Origin of the sequence: Vibrio sp. 10N.239.311.G01 (assembly GCF_041465805.1) — a bacterium.
Lineage (GTDB): Bacteria > Pseudomonadota > Gammaproteobacteria > Enterobacterales > Vibrionaceae > Vibrio > Vibrio crassostreae_C.
On record NZ_JBFSRM010000012.1, the window covers coordinates 20,941 to 42,454 of the forward strand.

The following is a 21,514-nucleotide window of genomic DNA, read 5'->3' on the forward strand; positions in this document are numbered from 1 at the left end:
CGCATTTAGTTCTAAGCAGTTACCCTCACTCTAAATAGATCAGTAAACAACTTCGCTATCATCAGAATAATCAAAATGTTTACGAGCATCAAAAGTGGCGTTTCAATTCCATAAACAGGTGTGAGGTTGAGCGCACCAGATGTGAGAACAACTAATAAGTTAATACCCAATATTCGGTGTACCATGAGCTTAGGTGTCGCGAACACTTTCCATATCACCATAATGTTAAGGAAGTAGAATAGTCCCAGCTCCCATAGTTCTGTCATTAATGGCATCACAAAGATGTATTGCAACAGAACCACCGACCCTGTACCCAACACACCATAAAAAGCGTCCTTAATAACGCTTGGTGGCATGGTCGGCACCATAGAAGAGAATACACCGGCTAACATAGGAAATATGAAACCACCTGGAACTGGAAGATAAATCCAAATCAACAGCGATGTGATAAACATCGACACGCCTTGCAGCACTTTGCGCCCATCTTCATTCAAATGTTCAACAAACGTGCGATGTGCATGATGCCAAGACACGTCTTTATGATCACCTATGACATTGAGTTCACCCTCAACAAGAGATTGTTCTGGTGTTAATACATCGAACGTCTTCAAGTTGTGAGTAAGAACTGCCCATTGGATATCTAAGTCTGATTCGCTGTTACTTTGTTTGAGTAATGTATCTTGGATATGTGCCATTTCATCGATACGCAAGCGCCATGTTTGGATGTTCTCTTTAAGGTGGTAGCTTCCGGTCAGTGGCAGATCTAAAAGTTGATACAGCTTATCAATATTCGCGGTGTTGCTTTCAAGTGCGGCAATGTCGATGTTGTCTGTTTTTTCCATCGCATCTAACAACGCTTGTTTACTGGTTTCGAAACGTTGTACAAAGTTGAGTTCAGTATTCACAGGCCACACGATGCGATACACAATAGAGAACACAACAACACCTAATAGTGTTTCTTGAAGTCTAAGTACAGCAAAGTGAAAGGTGGTTTGGTTATCAAACCCGCCCATACAAGCAACAATCGAACACACGGTAAATCCTATTGAAAAGATGTAGCCGTATTTCTCGTCACTAGACATGAAAATACAAGTGCCTAAGAACACGGTAAGAAATGTTAGAAACAAAAATCGATCTTGTGAAAACATCGCAATGAGGAAAAAGGCATAACCGGTCCCTAACAAGGTTCCCATTAACCGGTTATGGCCTTTGTTTATTGAATGGGCGAAGCTCTCGTTCAATGCCATCACTGCGACGGCTATCGCAGCCCAATACGGTTTTTCCCAACCAAACCACAACGCTAGGCAGATTGCGATAACGATAGAGAGTGCGACTTTAATCGCGTCTTTAGTCGATGCAGTGAACATAAGAATCACCTAGCTATTTTTGATTATTTTGATCGAGGCAGTCATACCAACACGCAGTTGTACGTCTTCTGGTATTTTGTCTAACTTCACTTTGATAGGGATGCGTTGAGCTAGGCGTATCCATTGGAAGTTTGGATTCACGTTTGGCAATAAATCATTACCTGTGCTGCCGTCTTGCTTCGCGATACCAAAACCAATACTTTTGATATGTCCTTCTAGCTGAACATTGTTGTGCATCATTAAGGTCACATAAGCAGTGTCCTGAGCATCGACACCGACTAAATCAGTCTCTTTGAAATAACCTTCAATCCAGAAGCTATCTTCATCAATTAGCGCAACCACAGGTGAATTCGCGACAACTTGAGAGCCAACACGTAGGTTCAGATTGGTGATATAGCCGTTAGTAGGCGCATATACCTTGGTGTACTCAAGGTTGAGATGTGCTTCTTCTACGTTCGCTTTTGCCAGTTCGACATTTGCGGCGCTGGTTTCTACCGCGTTGTTCAAGTTGTTTAGTGTCAGCACGGGCACGGCACCGGGCGTTCTTTTCTCTAAATTCAACGCGCGTTGCTCTTCGTTTTTGGCTTTGGCGAGTAGGGCAAATGCTTGTTTTTGAGTCGCAAGTGCTTTTCTGTAGGTCGCCTTGTAAATACTCGGATCGATCTCAAAAAGAAGATCGCCTTTTTTTACCTTCGAGTTGTCTTCGACATGCACTTCAATGACTTGACCCGTGACTCGAGGTGTAATCGAGACGATATAAGCGCTGACTTGTCCGTCTCTGGTCCATGGGTTACTTGAGTACGACTGGTAATAGCTATAAACCACAGTTCCCGCAGCAGCCAATAATAAAAGTGTGATGAGATAACGTTTGATCACAGTAAGTGCCTCAAAAAATGGTAATAAAATGGCCGATAGCGCCAGTAAAAATCACGATCAAGCTCAGTTCTGCTATTGCAGGAAAGGCGACGTACTTATGAAGGCCAAACCGTGTCGCGATTGACCCTGTTAGCATTGTCAGTATGTAAGCCAGTGCGATAACCAATAACAGCGGTGGGAAGTAGACTTCATCCCACACAAGCTCATGCGGCATGGTATTCATGGTTCTGTTCTCTATTTGTTTGATGAATGCAACGATAACGGAGTTCGATTTATTGTGATAATCGCTTATAGAGGATCGTACCCATCAAAATCCAACTTTATTCGGTGATTATGCCAACTGCCTCTTTGTTGAGAGCCGTAAGCCAGTAAAACAACGGTAGGTAGGTTGTCGTTCTTGAAGTGGAAACACTTAATTGAAATTGATTTCGAAAATCATCTACTTTTGCCGATTTAAGATAAATCTATTTAAACCAATTGCTTAAGGTGTAAATTGCACTTCAAAAACTATGCGAACAGTTAAAGTGATGATTTGATCCATCAAATGGGATTACATAATAAAACCTTTTGTTCTTAATATTCGGTTCGAAGCAACGAGATGCTTTATTTATTTTGAATAATCCAACAAATATCATTATTAAGTTATTAGTTAGATTATTTACTCCTTATATTTAGTAACAAGAGTAAATTTGTCATGGACATTATTTCTAATCTGTTTGACATGGCACCATTTGTCGCACTATTTATTACACTCTCATTGGGTTATATGGTTGGTAAAATTACTATCGGCCGATTTGTTTTAGGCGGTGTGGCCGGAACATTATTAATGGGCGTAATTATTGGGCAATTTGGTGTTCAGATTGATCCCGGCGTAAAAAGTATTTTCTTTGCGCTCTTTATTTATGCTGTGGGTTATCAAGGCGGCGCACAATTCTTTAAAGCGCTTAACTTTAGAACCATCAACATTCTGTTGTCTGCGGTTGTTATGACGGTTTCAGGCTTATTGTGTGTACTTGCCGCTGCGTGGTTGTTTGACTTAGATAGAGGTACTGCTGCGGGCCTAGCTGCCGGTGGTTTAACTCAGTCTGCGATCATTGGTACTGCAGGCGATGCGATCGCCCGTTTGGGTGGTGTGTCTGAAGAAGCCAAACATCTGATGCAAACTAACGTTGCTGTAGGTTACGCTGTAACATACATCTTTGGTTCATTAGGTCCAATCTTGATGGTGACTTGGGTATTCCCAACGTTGATGAAGTGGGACATTCGCTCTGAAGCAATTGCGTTAGAGGAGAAAAATTCTAACGGTAAACGTGATTTGGCAGATGGCGAATTTAACGCAGTCACAGCTCTAGTGACACGTGCTTTTAAAGTCACTCACGACGATAAACTGGTTGGAAAAACACTCGCGCAATTGAATCAATCATCACTTGCTGCGTGTATCGAACTTATTGAACGCGACGGAAAAGAGCTGAGTGCAGACAAGTTCACAGCACTTAAAGCGGGCGACCTTGTTGTGGTTACCGGCCGTAGAAATGCGGTTCATGAGCTACAGAGCAAGGCGCAAAGTAATGAAGTCGCATTACCGGAAAGCTATGAAGTTATTGAAGAAAATCGTCAACTTATCGCTGACAATCGCAAACTGATTGGTCGTTCGCTAAGAGAGATCAAAGATAGCTCAAATCAACGTTCGTTCCGTGGTGTGTATGTTACAGACTACATGCGTGCTGGTGCTTCAGTCGCCATTACTGATGATCTGATTGTTCAGAAAAACGACGTTATTCAATTAACAGGCACCGCACAAGACATCAACCGAGTTGAAAAGCACATCGGTAAGCGTATGGGTTCAGCAACCATGACTGATTTCATCGTACTGGGTTTCGGTATGGTACTGGGTCTACTTATTGGCTTAATCAGCTTCAAGATTGCAGGCATTCCCGTAACGATTGGTTCTGGTGCAGGTTGTTTGATCTCAGGCTTGCTTGTTGGCTGGTTACGTAGCCGAAACCCACATGTGGCTCAGTTCCCGGTAGGTGCAGCAAACTTCATTCGTGACTTTGGTCTAGCGGCATTTGTAGGCATTGTTGGCCTCCAAGCGGGCCCTCAAGCGGTTGATACCATCAAAGAACACGGCATGTCACTTCTGTTCTTGGGTATGGCAGTAACCATCATTCCACAGATTATTTCATTCTTCTTCTCGTACTTTGTATTGAAGATAAAGAATCCGGTAGAAGCTTTAGGTTGTGTAACCGGTGGTCGAAGTGCAAACCCAGCGTTCGCTGCATTGATGGAAAAAACAGGCAACGCAACGCCAGTATTCTCTTTTACTGTGACTTACGCCGTAGCCAACGTGTTACTGACTCTATGGGGCCCAATTATCGTCGGCATTATTACCGTTAATGCGGGTATGTAATTAAAACCTACAACTCATTATAGATTTAAAAAATCATCAACTTATTAACAGACCTACCCAATCAAAAATAGGGTAGGCCTGAATAATCACGCTTAAGTAAAACACTTTATTTAATTACAAGTGTTTAATATTAAATTATTAGGTAAATATTATGACTACAAAAAATACAAATATCGACTTTTCAAAATTCGCTGATTTAAGCCCATTTGAATTAAAAGACAAATTAATTGAAGTTGCTCAAGCAGTGCCAGACCGTGCTTTACTAGACGCAGGTCGTGGTAATCCAAACTTCTTAGCAACATTGCCACGTAAAGCATTTATTCGTTTGGGTGAATTTGCAGTAATGGAAGCGGAACGTAACTACGCTTACCTCGGTGGTGATTTCGGTGGTATCCCTGATGGCGTGGGTATCGTTGAGCGTTTCGATACGTTTACTAAAGAATACTCAAACGACAAAGGTGTTCAGTTCATCGAGCGCGCACTAAGCTACGCAAAAGATCGTCTAGGCATCCAAAAACAAGCGTTCCTAAACGAACTCGTTCTTGCTTACCTAGCGTGTAACTACCCAGTACCACCACGTATGTTGACTAACATTGAGAAAGTGGTGAAGCAGTACATTGCAGAAGAGATGTATGGCCCAATTCCAATGACCACGGACTTTGACTTGTTCGCAACGGAAGGTGGTACGGCATCAATGACCTACACATTCCAAACGATGTTCAACAATGGTCTATTGAAAAAAGGCGATAAAGTGGCGCTAATTACGCCAATCTTTACCCCTTACCTAGAAATCCCAGAGCTTTCTGAGTACGAACTAGAGATCGTTGAACTGCGTCTTGATGAGACCACTTGGCAGCTTCCAATGTCTGAAATCGAGAAACTGGCAGATACAGACATCAAACTACTTTGCGTCGTTAACCCTGCTAATCCAGCATCAGTGAAATTCTCTGACGAGACTCTAGAGAACCTAACAAACTTTGTGAATGAGCAACGCAGTGACCTATTCATCATCACTGATGACGTATACGGTACATTTGCCGATGACTTCGTTTCTCTATTTGCAAAACTACCATACAACACACTTTGTGTTTACTCGTTCTCTAAGTACTTTGGCGCAACAGGCTGGCGTTTAGGTACCATTGGTATCCAACACAAAAACGTATTTGATGACGCACTAAGTTCTTTCAGCGAAGAAAAACAGTGTCAACTTGATGACCGTTACAAAACACTGACTCCAGAGCCACGTGACATTAAGTTCATCGACCGCATCGTTGCGGATAGCCGTAGCGTAGCCTTGAATCACACTGCCGGTCTATCTCTACCGCAACAAGTGCAAATGGCGATGTTTGCTCTAACTTGCCTAATGGATTCTGAAGGTAGCTACAAAGCAGCATGCAAGCGCATCATTCGTGAGCGCTATACAACTCTATACACCAACATGGGGCTAGAAGTTGAAGAGAACAAAGATCGTGTGGACTACTACACACTACTAGAGTTAGACACTCTAGGTGGCAAACTATACGGTCAAGAGTTCGTTGAATGGTTCAAAGCAAGCGGTAAAGGTAAAGATTTCTTATTCCGTCTAGCTCACGAAACTGGTGTTATTTTACTACCAGGAAATGGCTTCGATACTGTACATGCGTCGGTTCGCGTATCTCTGGCTAACCTGACTCACCATGAGTACGAACTGATTGGCCGCGCAACTCGCAAGGTATTGGACGAGCACTTCGCTGAGTTTCAAGACGCATAAGTTCAAGTCTGGCTTAGAATCAAATACATGATTTAAAGCCGATGACGTCCAACTCATTAAGAATAAGCCTCGGCGATGTCGAGGCTATTCCGACCAAATAAGCACAGTGGTTAGATCGATAAAACTTCCTATCTTGATGTTCCGTTGTGTTTATTTAGTCGTCTTATCCAAGTATTCAAATCCATTTCAAACTGAAAGAGCGACGCATGAAAAGCATTATTTCTATTCAATCTCACGTGGTTTACGGGCATGCAGGAAACAGTTCTGCGGTTTTTCCAATCCAAAGAATGGGACTCGATGTGTGGCCAATCCACACTGTTCAGTTCTCTAATCACACTCAATATCAACAAGGTTGGACCGGGCAAACATTCGGCTCAGATGATATTCGAAACTTGATTCGAGGCTTAGACAACATCAACGTACTGAAAGACTGTGGTGCGATCCTATCGGGTTATCAGGGAAGCGCAGACCAATGTAAAGCGGTTGCCGAGTCGGTTAATTTAGTTAAAGAAAAGAACCACAGTGCACTCTATGTTTGTGACCCTGTAATGGGTGACCCAGATAAAGGTTGTATCGTTGAGGATGGCGTTAGAACCGCCATTACTAAACACTTGCTTCCTATTGCCGATGTTATAGTGCCAAACCAATTTGAACTAAGTGAATTGACCGGCATTAAAATCCTCTCCCTTTATGACGCGGTTACAGCATGTAAGAAAGCATTGGAGCTTGGTCCAAAGATGGTGCTCGTGAAGTATCTTCACTCATTACCCGATGACGCGTTCAGTATGATTTTAGCAACGAAAAAGGCATGTTATTTAGCCCAACGACCGAACATTGAATTTGCTCAACAACCGGTTGGTGTCGGTGACCTTATCTCTGGCCTGTTTACCGCAGGGTTAATAAAGAGAATGTCTCCCGTAGCTGCATTCCGACATGCAAATAACGCGGTCTATGGTGTGTTGGAGCTAACTAAAAGCTATGGCACTTGGGAGCTACAAACAATCAATGCACAATATGAATTTGTAGAGCCTACCCACGATTTCAACGTGGTCAAAATCGGGTAGAGCGTTTAACTCCGATAGTGGTGGAGGGTGTACCTATTCGATGGGTCGCATCCTACAAACGAGATTACGAGCTAAGACTAAACCTAGCTATATTACTCCCAGAAAGAGACGGACTTCACTTTATCCCTATTTATTAACTTCTCTGTTTATAGCTGTTCTTTTGATTAAACAGAGTTTCTGAATCATTTTAGAGAACATTAAATGAGCCTAATTATGAACCGTCTAATTTCCTCGGGTTTTACCGTTGCTTTGTCATTACTTGTAGTGGCATGTAGCTCACCCCACACGTTGGATGTACGCGTACACAAAGACAATTACAAAGAAGTGGTTGTAGAAGAAGCGATATCAGTAAAAGAGCCATTGCGTATGTGGGCGAGTGAGAACCCAGACTTCTTATACTCTCCAATCGATCAAACAACGCCAATTAAAGTGTCAGGTGAGCAACTAAATATCTTAGCTTTGTCAGGAGGCGGCGCGAACGGAGCCTTTGGAGCCGGTATTTTGATAGGGCTGGAAGAATCTGGCCAATTGAAAGACTACTCAATAGTTACTGGCATCAGTGCAGGAGCGCTAATGGCACCATTTGTATTCATCGGCGGAGATGCATTTCCGAAGATGAAGGAGGTGATGTTAAACATCAATGACAAATCAGTGCTCGGCAAAAAGAACTTTTTAAACACCCTGTTTAAAGATGCTTTTACTGACGGTAAAAACTTGAATCAATTTATCGCTCAGGCGTTCCCTGAACCGATGATCGAGCAAATTGCTGCGCGACACCGCAACGGTAAGCGTTTGTTTATTGGTAGCACACACTTTGATTCTGGAGAGCTTGTCATTTGGAATGTGGGCGCAATTGCAAATAGTGACATGCCAGATAAGTCTGAACTTATATATAAGGTTTTAGCAGCAAGTGCTTCTATTCCTGGAGTCTTCCCACCGCAGTTTATCAATGTGAAGTACGAAGGTAAAAGTTATGAAGAACTTCACGTCGATGGTGGTTTAGCCGCTCAAGTATTTTTCAATCCATCTAACTTCGACTATCAGCAGATCTCAGATGCTCTTGGGTTAGAAAAACCACCACAGCTCGATGTTATTCGAAATGGAGCACTGAAAGCGCCATACCACTCGCTGAGAGATAAGGGTCTAGATTTAGTAGCAAAGAGCGTATCAAGCCTGACTCTTGCTCAAACACGTGGTGATTTATATCGAATGAAATACATCTGTGAAATCAACAACATTGATATGCAATTTACTTACATCGAGCACGACTTTGGTTACGCCAAACGAACCAAAGACATGTTTGATGAACACTATTTATTAACCATATACGAATATGGTTATCACAAAGCAACTCAGGGCAAACCTTGGGTAACAGAATTACCTTAATTTAGGGATATCGTAAAATGAATAAAACAGCTTTAGCGCTACTTATCATGGCAACGTCTAGCGCTGCCATGGCACAAAATGTGACCTCAATGGAACAGCAAAAAGTCGATAACGACATGCTACAACTGGCCGACGTTCAACAAGAAGCGGCGTTGTTCATGGTTGAAGAAAATTCAGACTACGTGGAGATTGACTACATTGGTCAGTGGGTTGACGTGAACAATTACGTCACACACAAAGAAGCTAAAGAACGCCAGCTTCAAAAGACCACCAAGAAATACATTTACTCGCAAACAGGTGAAACTCTAGAATCCATCGAGCAGCGAATTGCTGAGCATATTCAAGTGGACCAACCTAGATATTTCAGTGTCGATGTTTACCGTAATTACCACGGTGATTCTGGGGACTTTAACTATCTAGCTCGAGTTATCGAATACATTTAAGTTATTCGTTTGACATCAACGATAAAACCTACTAGCTTAAGTAGGTTTTTTTGTTTCAAATTGACGAATTATTTTCACTAATATTATTCTGACAAAGTAGGTATTTCGCCAACCTGTGATAATTTAAATACATAACGATTAAAAGTAAGCACAACAACATGAATTTCAGCATTGAACAACTTCTCGCGTTCGTTACCGTTTATGACCAACTCTCTTTCAGCAAGGCAGCAGTCAAGCTTAACAAGCACAGAACGACAATCGGGCAGGTTATAACTAACCTTGAAGACCAACTCGCGGTAAGCCTATTTGAAAGGGTTGGACGCTCTGTAAAGCCGACAGAAGATGGTCATCATCTTTACCACTACGCTAAGCAAACGATTGAACAGGCACGCACTTTCGACAAGGTAGCCTTGAGCTTGTCTTATGGCGGTTTGGAAAACATTACTTTTGCTTATTCAAGTGTGATACCTCATCAAATCCTTGTGGATATTCGAAAGAAGTTGCGTCGTGATTTCCCGATGATGCGAGTGAATTTTCTTGTACGAAATAAAAAAGACATTAAGCAAGGCCTTCAGAGTGGTGAGTATCATTTTGGATTGGTCAACGTGCATGACAGTCGTGGAATACACAGTTTTGATGCCACCTTTTTAGGCCATATAGAATTTTTTCCTTTCGTTCAAAAAAATGGTGAGTTTTCATCTTTGGCAAAAGAAGATGTACTTTTAGCGCTAAGAAATGCGAAGCAGTTTGTCTTAAAATCCTTCATTGAAGAAGGAATGTCCGAAAAAATAACCGTTAGTTCTGACAATGAAGAAGTCGACCAATTAGCGCTAGTTATCAAAATGGTTGAAGCAGGTCTAGGATGGGCACTTCTACCAAAAACGTTCGCTCATTCTGAATTTTCGCATTACGACATCGAACCTATACAATCGTCTGAAATGGAACAAGGATTTAAATTTGGCTTTGCACTATGGTGCCCTCATTCTAAACAAATTAGCGAAGTTAAGTCATCAGTATTATCAGTTATCAAAGAAAACGTAGAGCGATTGCTAAAGCGAGATTAATGAACCAATAACACAGTTTACTTGTTCACAGAGGCTCATTTATATGAGCCTTTTTCGTATTTGTCATCTTTAGAATGATTTGATTTTGTAGGGCTAGATCCTCCATATGAGAGTAGGGCAATACCACAGTTTGACCTATTCTAACCTTGTCGATTAAGGACCCCTTTATTGGCAATAAGTGTTTAATTTCTATGTTTATTGCAAGGAAGCAAACTTTCGGCCGGGTTTTATTACCCGGCCTTTTTTATTGAGGCCAATCTTATGAATCGCTGCGGCGGCTTTGCTCTTTTTTCCTGCTTTTTATTTACAACATCTTCTTTCGCATCGTTTTATGATCCTGTTGATGGTCAATTTGATATGGGGCATCACCTTGCGGAAAACGCACATGGCTTTTTGCCTATCCCAATTTTGATTACCGAGCCTGCGGTGGGGTACGGCGGCGGTGTGGCTGGTTTGTTTTTACATGAGACGGATGAGGAAAAGCGACAAAGAAAGCAAGCTGCTCTTTCTGCCATAGATGGTGGTGCGCAGTTAGTACCCTCAGCAATGTCAGTAGTGGGCGCAGTAGGGACAGAGAACGAAACTTGGTTTGTATTTGGTGGCCATAGACGATCTTGGATGAATGATTCCATTCGTTACACAGGAGGCGGCGGCTTTGGTGTTGCGAATTTGGATTTGTACACATCAATCAACTGGGGCCCCATAGATCATGACCTTAGAATAGGCACGTCAACTTCGGTAGCCGTACTTTCACAAAAGGTGCAGTTCCGGATTGGGCATACGCCTTGGATGTTGGGAATAAAGCAGTTATTAGCTAAGTCTGAGATTGAATTTGATAACATGGTTTTAGACCGAATTTTGGGTAACGAATCGGTTACTTCTGGTTTAGGGTTGGAGGCTGAATATGACACAAGAGATAATTTATTTTATCCAACCAAAGGTTACAAATTGTCTGCAGATTACATGGTGTACGACGATGCGATTGGCAGTGATTACAATTACCGAAATTTGAACATAGATGGCGAAGCCTATATCCCAATTACCAATAAATGGACGTTAGGCTTGGCTGCAAATTATCAAAGCTTCGAACAGCAAGACCTGTTTGTATCACCCACAGCGAAACCGTACGTGTCGTTACGCGGGGTGTCATCTTATCGGTACCAAGGAGATGAGATTGAAACAATTCAAGGCCAATTGACGTATAGCATCACTCATCGTTGGAAGGTGTCTGGGTTTTACGGTTCAGGGGTTGCAAAGCAAGATAACGGCATAAGCCACGACAGTACCGTCAATGCCGGAGGTGTCGGCTTTCGATACCAAATCGCGAGACGTTACGGTTTGCACCTTGGGATGGATTATGCGCAAAGCCATGAAGAACGCGCTATCTACTTTAACGTAGGCAGTGGTTTCTAGAACAACGGAATAGGTTGAATTTTTCCAAGAAAAAAGGCGCTAATTAGCGCCTTTTCGTTTTCTATCACTTTCTTACAGTAAGATTACTTCTTACGGCAGAACTCAGCGATTACGTACATTGATTGACCGCCGTTTGTTTTACCAGAAACAAGCTTAGGATCGTCACCAACGCTGATACCACGAATAACAGTACCTTGCTTAATCACTTGGTTAGTACCTTTGATTGGCAGGTCTTTGATTACTGTTACGTCGTCACCTTTCTTAAGTTCAACGCCATTCACATCAAGAGGCTTGTCATCAGCAGACATGCCGATTTGTGCCCAAACTGATGTTTCTTCTTCAAGGTACATCATGTCTAGCGCGTCCTGAGCCCAGCTTTCTGTGTTCAGACGAGTAAGTTGACGCCATGCCGTTACTTGAACTGGCGCTTCCTGGCTCCACATGCTGTCAGTCAGACAACGCCAGTGGTTGATATCTTTAGGATCGTCAATCTCACCAAGACATTTGTCACATACCATGATGCCGTGATCCACTGTTACGTGGCTGTGTGGCGGCACTGCGTATGCAGTAAGAGAAGAATCAGAACCACATAGTTCACATTTAGATTGGCAGCGTTCTAGCATAGTAGCTTCAGAAGACATAATGGACTCACATTTATTAGGTATTAAATTACGGGGCTATTATCCACTTTATTTACAATAAAGAAAGAGGTCGTACGGTATTCTGTCTTGATTAATTTTAGCTGAGATCAACCATTTGTGTTTTAAAGTTTTATGCAAACGGTTAACTAGGGGACTTGTTCGAACGACAGAGACAAAAATGCCAGCGGTTAGGCTGGCATTTGGTTAAATTAAATTTTGCTCATGCGCTTACTTACTCGCATCTAACAAGCCAGCGGTTACGCTTGCAATGCCAGTACCTTGCGACAAGGTAAATTGTACAATTTGTGAGGTCATTTCTGCGTTGGCTGCTGCATCACCAGCATTTTGCTGAGAAATTACAGTGGAGTGGTCTGCTTCTGAAGATGCTTTGTCAAAATACGAAGCCAGCTTGTCTCCCGAAGAGTCCAGTGCAGTATTAACCAAGGATAACTTTTTAAACAGGGGTTCGGTACCTGCTGTTGGAAACTCAGCGACCGAGTTTGGTATCGTTTCGTCACCATTCGCTTGAATACCAAGCACAGGTCCCGTAGTTGTAGATGCAATATTATATGGGTCAACGTTATCTAGAACTGTTTGCGCAGCATAAGTGAATGAAGTAAGGATCGAGTCGATTGTCGCTTTGACTGCTTTGTCTGAGGCTGAAGCACTATCATTATTTAGGGCTGTGTAGTATTCATTAAAGCAATCACCACCTGACTTACTGACTGGCACACAGTTACTTACATAATGTGCTTGGTACTCGGTTACACTTGATAGGCTCACGGTGTGCTTAATCTCAGGAGAAAACGAGCCTGACTTAAGCAAGAAAGGGGCAATGCCACCACCTGGGTTAGCAAGTGTTGCACTTGTATAACTAAACATAGAATCGATAGCAGGGTTCAACAAAGTGTTACCTACTGTGTAAGAGCTGATTCCTGTAATAGCCCCAATAGAATGCCCAAATAGAGATACATTGGTTTTATCTAGGTTACTAAATGCAGTATCTGTAGCTGAATTTAAAGCAAAGCGAACCCCAAGCCCATCAATTGCACTTTGGCGAATATTGTCTCGAGCAACAGGCAAGTATTCAAGATTCATGTATACAGTAGGTGTCGTTGGTGTCGTCACGACATCTGCGCTTAGTGCACGTTGACCGTGAAGTGGTTGATCAATAGCGATAATTGCATAGGGTTTGTATGGTGCAGTTCCAGTAAGTGCGCCGCCAATATGCTGCATCGCAAAAGCGTAAGCACTCTCCTTGATGCTAGTGATACCGTGTTGGTACTGTAGAATAGGTAAAGTGCTGTCGATAGCTGCTCCTTCAGGTACAAACATAACGAACGGCACTGACTTTACTGCTCGAATTTGCGGTACAGCGCTGTATTTGGTCATGATACGCGCGCTATCTAACTGTTCTCCATCTGCGAGGGTTAACTTTTCTCCAATGAGTAATTGTTGGTACTCTGCTTGATAGAGCTGAGTAGCGGGCTCAGTGATCCCTAAACCTGCTAGCTGTGTAGCAACGGCTGTTTTGTCCGCGTCACTTCCTGAGCTGAGTACATTCAAGATAGTTAAAACACTAGGCATAGCACTGCGCCAAGGCGTTGTTTTCCATTCGTCGTCTGTTAATGAATCAGACAAGAAATATGGCAGTTCAACTGTTCCGCGATACACTTGAATAGAAGCAGCAGCTGAGAACTTAGCAGTGTAACCTGCAGCTAATTGTGTAGCGGCATCGTCACCAAATGCACTCTTAAACATCGCGTCAGCTTGTACAGCTGTAGCAAAATTCTGTTTCGTTCCATCAACTGTAAATGTATACAGCTTGTCGAGATCAGCTACCGAAATATTATTTGGATTCGCTAGGTTCTTCCATATATCAGAAGGGGTAACTGTGGGACTAATCGTTTGTGCAATTGCAGCTTTGGTCCCGTTCATAACGTTACCAGCTGAAGCAGTCGTAAACCAAGATGAATAGATGATCTCATCTGAACTGGACACTTCACCATAGCCAGCGAATAACGATTCAACTTGATGGATGATTTTTTGTGGTAAATCGAGCGAGCCTGCTTGGTCTATATCTGTCGTTTTTAAAGACGCGTAGGAGCTTGATGTTCCTAGTGGTTCATCAGCGCTATCAATAATTGAGTCAGTTAATGCGTAGATGTAGTCAGAGCTAGGATCTAAACCTTTAAGAGGTAAAACTTGTATGGTCTTAAAATCGCTAGATGCCACTAAGTAGTCAACGCCAGCAGTTAGCGCAGTAAAGTTAGACATGACACCGGTGCCCAGATCAACATCCACTTTAGCGACTTTTACGCCAGCATTTAAGTGCGCGCTAAACGGTGTAGTCCCCATCATTACGACATCATTCTTCAACGTTCTGTCACTAGGAAGGTTCACATTGATAGTGAATGGCATGATAGTACTCCAACCATCAGCTTCTCCCATCGCTATTTTTGGGTCGTTCAATAAACCCGTTGAATTTGCATCTAACGGAATGTTTAACGTGTGATCGTTGGTATCGAATAGAAAAAAAGACGGCAGAGGAATATCTGCTTCTGGGCCTAAGAGCGTAAAGCTGACTTTTGAGCTTCGTTCCAAGGATTGTTCGATAGCATCAGAATAGATAGATCCTGAGCTTTCACTATTATCACCACATCCAGCAATTAGTAATGCCGAGCATACGAGAGAAAAAGAAAATTTATTGTTCATGTAATTATTCCCGTACGGTTAGTTGAAGGTATAGTTTAGTTGGATCGCAGAAAGGTAAGCAGCGCCTTCAGCATCAAATGTTAACTTGTCATCGGCAGCATCAGTTTCTGTGAATGAACCACTTTTACTTTGCACGAGAGCAAATGCAGCATCGACAGTCATGTTTTCAGAAACTGCGTAAGTTAAACCCGCTGAATACCACATCCGATCGCTGTCTGGGATACTTAACGTTGCTTCACCTGCTTGTTCGTCATATGCCAAACCTGCACGTAAAGTCCAGTTTTGGTTAACCGTGTAAGTAGCACCTACAGACCATCTTTGGTTGTCTTCGTAATGTTCTGTCTTTAAGAAACATTCATTATTTTTACAATCAGGACTCGTCGCTTTTAACTCTTTGAACTTACTCCACTTAGTTAACTGCCAACCGTAGTGTACGGCCCAAGCATCATTTAGTTGGTGGAAAGCAGATAGTTCGAAGATGTCTGGTAGCTCAATTTCTAGCCGCCCTGTTGTTTTTCCTGGCTGGTCATTAGCCATTTTTAAACCTACATAGTCAGTGAACTCACCGTCATCAAAATCGAGTTCAACAGACGATCGGTAACCAAAGCCAAAACGGTTGTACTCGTTTAGTTCATATAACGCACCCACGTTCCAACCAAAAGCAAATGTCTCACCAGTCATCGATATCAATTTGTCGCTTGATGAACCACCAACAGGAAGGCTGCCTTTATGTCTGTTGAGTTCAGCTTCTGCATAAACAAAATTGACGCCAGCTCCAACACTAAAGCTATCGTTAACTCTGTACGCAATGTTTGGATTTAGGTTTACGGACACCAAAGATGTGTCACCGGCTAAATCACCTGCATAAATATCATCGGGATAATCAGTAGCAACGCCATATGTAGTGAACATGCCAATCCCCCAAGCCCATTTATCGTTGATAGGGCTAATGTAGTAAGCGGCAGGGACTATTTGTAAAGGGGCTACGTCAGAAGACTTCTGATTGAAATCGCTATCATTAATTTTGGTTTGAGTGACGTTAACCTCTGGATCAACGATAGAAACCGCGCCTGAAAATTGGGCTGTATCAAATAGGGTCATTGCGGCGGGGTTTCTCGCTAGTACACTCGCGTTATCGGCTACAGCGCCTTCACCTGAGAATGCGCGACCAAGACCTGAGGCAGAATGCTCAGCAACTTGGAAACCAGCCGCAAGTGAGTTACATGCAAATAGTACTGAAAGTGAAACGAGAGAGCGTTGTATTGTTTTCATCCTTGACCCTCCTAGGGCATCGAATTTCGTTATTATGGTTTGAAAACACACTGAGCATTTTTGGTGTTGAAGCTCTAATGTAAATGGCATGTTAAATTCATGTTTTATATAAAGTCAAAGAAAGAGTTGTTATTTTGTGAGGTTATGTTTTAAAGGGGCGGCACTTTAACATCGATAATATAAGTATAATCAATAATTTATTCGTGGTTGGAGGTGTGACCAGAGTGTTTATGCATCGTTGCGGTATAAATAGTGTTCAATAGCTCAATATGTAACAACTTTGTTTCTGTTTACCACCATTCGCTAAATCGGCATAATATCGACACTCGTTAGAAGTCATTAAATTGGAATTTTAAGTTTGGAATTACTCGCGATAGAGTTTCTTGGAAAACCGCTTCGTTTAGAAGGATCAATGGCAGGGTGGCAACAGTTGTATTGGGATAACACTTTGGTATCTCAATTAGATGCGACCACAGACCAAGAAGACGCACGAAAACACGAATTTACACTACGCGCTGGCGAAGAAACGTTGCAGTGTCACGTTGAGTCGACAGTTCAGTGGCAACCGTTTGAGATGACGTATAAAGCATTGGTCAATGGCCAAACCATTTCCGAAGGCAATCGAAACACCAAAGATATCGAACAACAAACTCCTGTTGTCGCTCCTAAACCAGAGAAGCGTTTTAGCTTAATTGGGTTGGTGTCGCTCGGTATGAAAGCGCTAAAAAGCGCCAAGCTAATCAAGGTCGTACTTGCTTCTGCGAGTTTAGCGGCCTATTCATGGTTGTTTTCAATTCAGTTCGCTTTGGCCTTAATCGCCTGTTTAATGTTCCATGAGTACGGTCATATTAGAGCGATGAAATACTTCGGCATGAAAACCAAAGGGATCTATTTGATACCATTTCTTGGTGGCTTGGCGTTATCCGATGAAAAGATTAATACGCGTTGGCAAGATGTGGTTATATCAATCATGGGGCCATTGTTCGGCCTGATATTGTCGTTAGTATTTATGGTGCTGTACTGGGCGACTGGCGAAATGTTCTTTGCCGGCCTTGCAGTATTTAATGCTCTATTAAACCTGTTCAATCTATTGCCGATTTTGCCTCTCGATGGCGGACATGTTCTTAAAAGTATCAGTTTCTCGATGAACAGCGTACTTGGCATTGTACTTTGTGTCGCGGCTGCCGTTGCTGGTGTGGTATTGAGTTATCAGTTGAATTTAACCCTGTTTGGTTTCTTATTGATCATGGGCAGTGTTGAAATACTGTTCGAATGGAAAGGACGTCATCACAGTCACTTGTTACCGTTAGACAAATACGGGCAAGTCGTGTCGTTCGTTTGGTATGTGGGTTTAGTGAGCAGTTTGATTGGTGTCATCTGGTATTTTGCATCTACTGGTGATCAGCTATTAAGCCTACCATTACAAATTCTTGGTACTTAACCTGTGAATTTCTGTTGTTGGAATTATCCAGCTACTTAGTGCACTTGAACTGTTAGCAAGCAAGAAACTAAAAATGCCCTAACCAATATGGATAGGGCATTTTTGTATTTACACCAGCTAGGCGATTCTTACTTAGATTACGCTTTGCAATTTGGTCTTGGTGAACCTGATTGAGGAAGCGTTTTTATCGTTGCTTGTAGATCTTTAATACGCGTACTGTGGGAAGGGTGCGTAGAAAGCAACTCTGGCGGTTGATTACCCCCTGATGCTTTCGCCATGTTTTGCCACAAGTTGACACTTTGGTTTGGATCGAAACCTGCTTGAGCCATATACTCTAAACCAACAACATCGGCTTCAGACTCTTGAGTTCGCCCATACGGTAGAATAACGCCATATTGAACGCCTAACCCTAACGCGGCCATCGTCATACCTTGATACTGTTTGTATTCTGATGCACCTAACGCAACGTTAGTAATAGATAAGCCCGTATTAGCGATTTGAGACTGAGAAAGGCGCTCATTACTGTGGTCCGCTAAAACGTGTGCCACTTCGTGACCGATAACCGTCGCGAGTTGGTCTTGATTGACTGCAACCTTGAGTAACCCTGTGTATACACCGATTTTTCCGCCAGGTAGGGCGAATGCGTTCACTTGATCACTATCAAACACAACAACTTCCCATTCACTAAAACCTTGTTTAGGAATATATTGAGTGATGCTGTTCGCTACGCACTGTACATAAGCGTTAGTTTTGGCATCTTTGCTGATGGGTTGTTCTTTTTTCATTTGTTCAAAAGACTGTGCTCCAAGCTGAGACATGTCTTTATCTGAAAAAAGCAGCAATTGGTTTCTGCCTGTCGGAGAAGCGCTACACGCGGTTAGGCCTGCAAGTGTGAGAAGCGAGGCAAACTTCATCCATGACGTCATACAATATCCTCTGTGTATTCGGTTTTTATGCATGTTAACATCAACTTGCGTAATAGCTAAGGGCTGTAAGATAACTAACAGCGGTAATATAGAAAAAAGCTATGCACGCGATAACAAGATCAATAATTAAGGAACCTATATGAGTATTTGGAAAAAGCCCGTTGACCTAGATACCTTCAACGCGACCTCAAAAAATACCTTAATTGAACACCTCAACATTGTTTACACCGAAGTAAATGACAATTCTTTGGTAGCAACCATGCCGGTTTGTCACTTTACGCACCAACCACTGGGTATGCTTCATGGCGGCGCATCGGTTGTGCTAGCAGAAACGCTTGGCTCATTGGCTGCAAACTTCTGCGTACCAGAAGGCTATTATTGCGTTGGGCTCGATATCAATGCGAACCACGTAAGGTCAATGCGTGAAGGGCATGTCATTGGTACTGCTGAGCCTATTCACTTGGGCGTCTCTACTCAAGTATGGCAGATCAATATCACTGATGATCGTCAACGCTTAGTTTGTACCAGCCGTTTAACCATTGCCGTTAAGAAACATAAGCGATAACAGACTAGGCAGTCGTACGCTGGTTTTGTCTTTAGAAGAAGTAATCAGTACTTAGAACAAGCAATCAGTATTTAAAGAAGTAACCCGAGAAGCCCATGGTCATAACGTTTAAAAGTGGAAAAGTCATCGCAACCGCACATGAATTGGTTGTTCGTTTAGATGGGGAGCATAGAGTCACGCTGCAAGCCCAAGTTGATGCAATTCAATTGATCGGAAAAGGGGCAAATGTTATTTCAGCTAACGGTTCTGAGTGTAAATGGTCGATAAAATTAGACGATGAACAGCAGCTCCGTGAAATCGCTAATGAAATTGGCTGCGATGTAATGTAATCCTTTACGGTAAAGGCACTTAACCCTTAAGATTGAATAACATCTTAGGATGTCGTACTCATAATTCACAATAAAATTGTGTCAGTAATATTGATTTTACGCCATAAAATAGGGAAACTGAATTCAATGTCCTTTGAATAAGTTTTCCTCTTTATGAGCAGCCCAAGACTTCGCGTTCAATTTGAAACCCTGTTTGAATACTTCGATGGTAAAGATTCTGATGTTCAACTCGACGACATCACGGATGTGCTTTGTTGTACCCGTCGTAATGCCCGAATGGTACTCAACAAGCTTGAAGAAGAAGGGTGGGTAGAATGGTTACCTGCAGCAGGTCGAGGAAAGTTATCTCAACTTATCTTTAAACAGAATCGTTGTGATGTCAGCGAGAACTTAGCAAGACGCTACTTGCAGGAAGGAAAAATTGGACAGGCGCTGTCAGTGCTTGATCACAATGCTGCCAAACTCACGCAAGTTATTCAAAACTACTTGGGCGTACAGTATCAAGAAGGCGAACAAGTTATTCGTTTGCCTTATTACCGGCCGCTTTCAATGCTTAACCCAACCAAATCGATGCGTCGTTCAGAGCAACATATCGCTTGTCAGGTATTCAGTGGGTTGACTCGTCTAGATGAGAATGACCAACTTCAACCCGATCTTGCTCATTCATGGCAAAAAATCAGCGATTACCAATGGCGATTCTTCTTGAGACCCGGTGTTCGTTTCCATAACGGGGAACCTCTGTTAACCAATCATGTTGTGGATACACTGCTTGCACTCGAACCTCTCAACATGTTTTCGCATATCAAAGATGTCTCTTCACCTGCAAATTGTGTAGTAGATGTTTTTCTCACACGTCCAGACAAGTATTTTCCCCTCGCACTAACGGAATCGGTCGCTAAAGTCACATTACCGATCACTTTACGTGGTGAAGACTACGATATTCGACCGATTGGAACGGGACCTTATCGCATTGAAAAGAACGACGAGAAACAACTCGTGTTAACCGCTTTCAATGGGTACTTTGGTTTCAGACCGTTAATTGATCGCGTTGAAGTTTGGGTGGTGGATGAGGCTTATTCTTCAATGGTTTACCCAAGCCTATCTAAGCCTGTTATGGCCGACCGTGGCGATAGCGATGAAGTAGAACTCGATCCTGGTTGCACGTATTTACTGCTTAATAGAAAGAAGGGTATTGCACAAGATCCCGCATGGGCACAGTTTTTATCTAACGCGTTGAATGCGGCGGATCTGTTTGTTCATATTCCAAAAGAGACTGTTATCGATTTGGGCGTGTTACACGCTTATGGGATAAAACCCGGTTGGTATGACATAAAGTTAAAAGTGCCCGTTTGTCCACCAGCAGATTCGAAGCCTACCATAAGATTAGCGTATCAATGCCAACACCCAATGTTCCCAACGCTTGCAAAGGCGATTGTCACGGTGCTGAAGCAATACAACGTCGATGTTGATCTTTACGGTTACGAAACCGATCCTCCGCACGCCGATGATGTTGATGTTTGGATTAACCCTATGGGCATCGCCAATAACAGAGACGACGCCTTGGCTGGCTGGTTAATGGACTACAGTTTTCTTGATGAATCTAGCCCGGCAGAGGACTTCGACCAATGGTGTCACATGATTGACCGTTGGCGTTCTGGTGAATTCGAGCAATTCCCAGCACGACAGTTAGGTAAACAACTGGTCCAAAGCAATCAATTGATCCCGATGTTCCATTGCTGGTTAGGCGTTAATAAAGATCAATGTGGTACGTTGCAAAACGCGAAATGTAATGCATTAGGTTGGTTCGACTTTAGCCAAGTTTGGGTGAAGCCTGACGTTGATTGAAATCCAA

General features: G+C 42.7%; 18 protein-coding genes. 11 read left to right on the plus strand and 7 right to left on the minus strand.

The annotated features are described in order from the left end of the window. Positions 1-11 precede the first annotated feature (11 nt). The 3 genes from AB6D06_RS11445 to AB6D06_RS11455 are packed head-to-tail and all read right to left on the minus strand — an operon-like array spanning position 12 to position 2,466. On the minus strand, positions 12-1,367 hold the full coding sequence (locus tag AB6D06_RS11445) for an FUSC family protein (RefSeq protein ID WP_102427946.1): 1,356 nt from the start codon (positions 1,365-1,367) through the stop codon (positions 12-14). Positions 1,368-1,376: 9 nt separating this feature from the next. After that, positions 1,377-2,243, minus strand: a complete 867-nt coding sequence (locus AB6D06_RS11450) for an HlyD family secretion protein (RefSeq protein WP_017059803.1) — start codon at positions 2,241-2,243, stop codon at positions 1,377-1,379. Between the two features lie 10 nt (positions 2,244-2,253). Beyond that, complete coding sequence (locus tag AB6D06_RS11455) at positions 2,254-2,466, minus strand: DUF1656 domain-containing protein (RefSeq protein ID WP_017059802.1); 213 nt, start codon at positions 2,464-2,466, stop codon at positions 2,254-2,256. 471 nt (positions 2,467-2,937) lie between these two features. Between AB6D06_RS11455 and aspT the strand changes: the two genes are divergently transcribed. From aspT to AB6D06_RS11490, 7 genes are all read left to right on the plus strand, one after another. Next, positions 2,938-4,653 carry an aspartate-alanine antiporter gene (gene aspT, locus AB6D06_RS11460; RefSeq protein ID WP_372110243.1) on the plus strand — a complete coding sequence of 572 codons (1,716 nt, stop codon included), beginning with the start codon at positions 2,938-2,940 and terminating at the stop codon, positions 4,651-4,653. Between the two features lie 151 nt (positions 4,654-4,804). Beyond that, on the plus strand, positions 4,805-6,403 hold the full coding sequence (locus tag AB6D06_RS11465; RefSeq protein ID WP_372099350.1) for a bifunctional aspartate transaminase/aspartate 4-decarboxylase: 1,599 nt from the start codon (positions 4,805-4,807) through the stop codon (positions 6,401-6,403). 206 nt (positions 6,404-6,609) lie between these two features. Beyond that, entirely contained in the window at positions 6,610-7,467 is an 858-nt protein-coding gene (gene pdxY / locus AB6D06_RS11470; protein WP_102333637.1) for a pyridoxal kinase PdxY, read from the plus strand. A 213-nt stretch (positions 7,468-7,680) separates the two neighbouring features. Continuing rightward, a complete protein-coding gene (locus AB6D06_RS11475) occupies positions 7,681-8,853 on the plus strand; it encodes a patatin-like phospholipase family protein (protein ID WP_372102664.1) in 1,173 nt (390 codons plus the stop codon). A gap of 17 nt (positions 8,854-8,870) precedes the next feature. Next, positions 8,871-9,296 (plus strand): hypothetical protein, encoded by a 426-nt coding sequence (locus tag AB6D06_RS11480; protein ID WP_017060059.1) that lies wholly within the window; start codon positions 8,871-8,873, stop codon positions 9,294-9,296. Positions 9,297-9,454: 158 nt separating this feature from the next. Next, positions 9,455-10,360, plus strand: a complete 906-nt coding sequence (locus AB6D06_RS11485; protein WP_016767437.1) for a LysR family transcriptional regulator — start codon at positions 9,455-9,457, stop codon at positions 10,358-10,360. A 261-nt stretch (positions 10,361-10,621) separates the two neighbouring features. Then, complete coding sequence (locus AB6D06_RS11490) at positions 10,622-11,773, plus strand: BamA/TamA family outer membrane protein (RefSeq protein ID WP_017067293.1); 1,152 nt, start codon at positions 10,622-10,624, stop codon at positions 11,771-11,773. 83 nt (positions 11,774-11,856) lie between these two features. Here the strand turns inward: AB6D06_RS11490 and AB6D06_RS11495 are convergent, their stop codons facing one another. The 3 genes from AB6D06_RS11495 to AB6D06_RS11505 form a co-directional block, all read right to left on the minus strand. Continuing rightward, positions 11,857-12,414 (minus strand): PhnA domain-containing protein, encoded by a 558-nt coding sequence (locus AB6D06_RS11495; protein WP_017060062.1) that lies wholly within the window; start codon positions 12,412-12,414, stop codon positions 11,857-11,859. Between the two features lie 228 nt (positions 12,415-12,642). Beyond that, positions 12,643-15,129 carry a VolA/Pla-1 family phospholipase gene (locus tag AB6D06_RS11500; RefSeq protein ID WP_372110246.1) on the minus strand — a complete coding sequence of 829 codons (2,487 nt, stop codon included), beginning with the start codon at positions 15,127-15,129 and terminating at the stop codon, positions 12,643-12,645. Between the two features lie 18 nt (positions 15,130-15,147). Beyond that, positions 15,148-16,401 carry an outer membrane protein transport protein gene (locus AB6D06_RS11505; RefSeq protein WP_229647517.1) on the minus strand — a complete coding sequence of 418 codons (1,254 nt, stop codon included), beginning with the start codon at positions 16,399-16,401 and terminating at the stop codon, positions 15,148-15,150. Between the two features lie 358 nt (positions 16,402-16,759). Between AB6D06_RS11505 and AB6D06_RS11510 the strand changes: the two genes are divergently transcribed. Beyond that, complete coding sequence (locus AB6D06_RS11510; protein WP_086968002.1) at positions 16,760-17,842, plus strand: site-2 protease family protein; 1,083 nt, start codon at positions 16,760-16,762, stop codon at positions 17,840-17,842. 137 nt (positions 17,843-17,979) lie between these two features. Here the strand turns inward: AB6D06_RS11510 and AB6D06_RS11515 are convergent, their stop codons facing one another. After that, positions 17,980-18,768, minus strand: coding sequence for a M48 family metallopeptidase (locus AB6D06_RS11515; protein ID WP_017060066.1), 789 nt, complete (start codon positions 18,766-18,768; stop codon positions 17,980-17,982). Positions 18,769-18,907: 139 nt separating this feature from the next. Between AB6D06_RS11515 and AB6D06_RS11520 the strand changes: the two genes are divergently transcribed. The 3 genes from AB6D06_RS11520 (at position 18,908) to AB6D06_RS11530 (ending at position 21,507) form a co-directional block, all read left to right on the plus strand. Beyond that, complete coding sequence (locus tag AB6D06_RS11520; RefSeq protein WP_017060067.1) at positions 18,908-19,333, plus strand: hotdog fold thioesterase; 426 nt, start codon at positions 18,908-18,910, stop codon at positions 19,331-19,333. A 95-nt stretch (positions 19,334-19,428) separates the two neighbouring features. Continuing rightward, the gene (locus AB6D06_RS11525) at positions 19,429-19,662 is read left to right on the plus strand and encodes a DUF3389 domain-containing protein (RefSeq protein WP_017064605.1); all 234 of its coding nucleotides are present in this window, start codon (positions 19,429-19,431) and stop codon (positions 19,660-19,662) included. 153 nt (positions 19,663-19,815) lie between these two features. After that, positions 19,816-21,507, plus strand: a complete 1,692-nt coding sequence (locus AB6D06_RS11530; protein ID WP_017069657.1) for an SgrR family transcriptional regulator — start codon at positions 19,816-19,818, stop codon at positions 21,505-21,507. Positions 21,508-21,514: the final 7 nt, after the last annotated feature.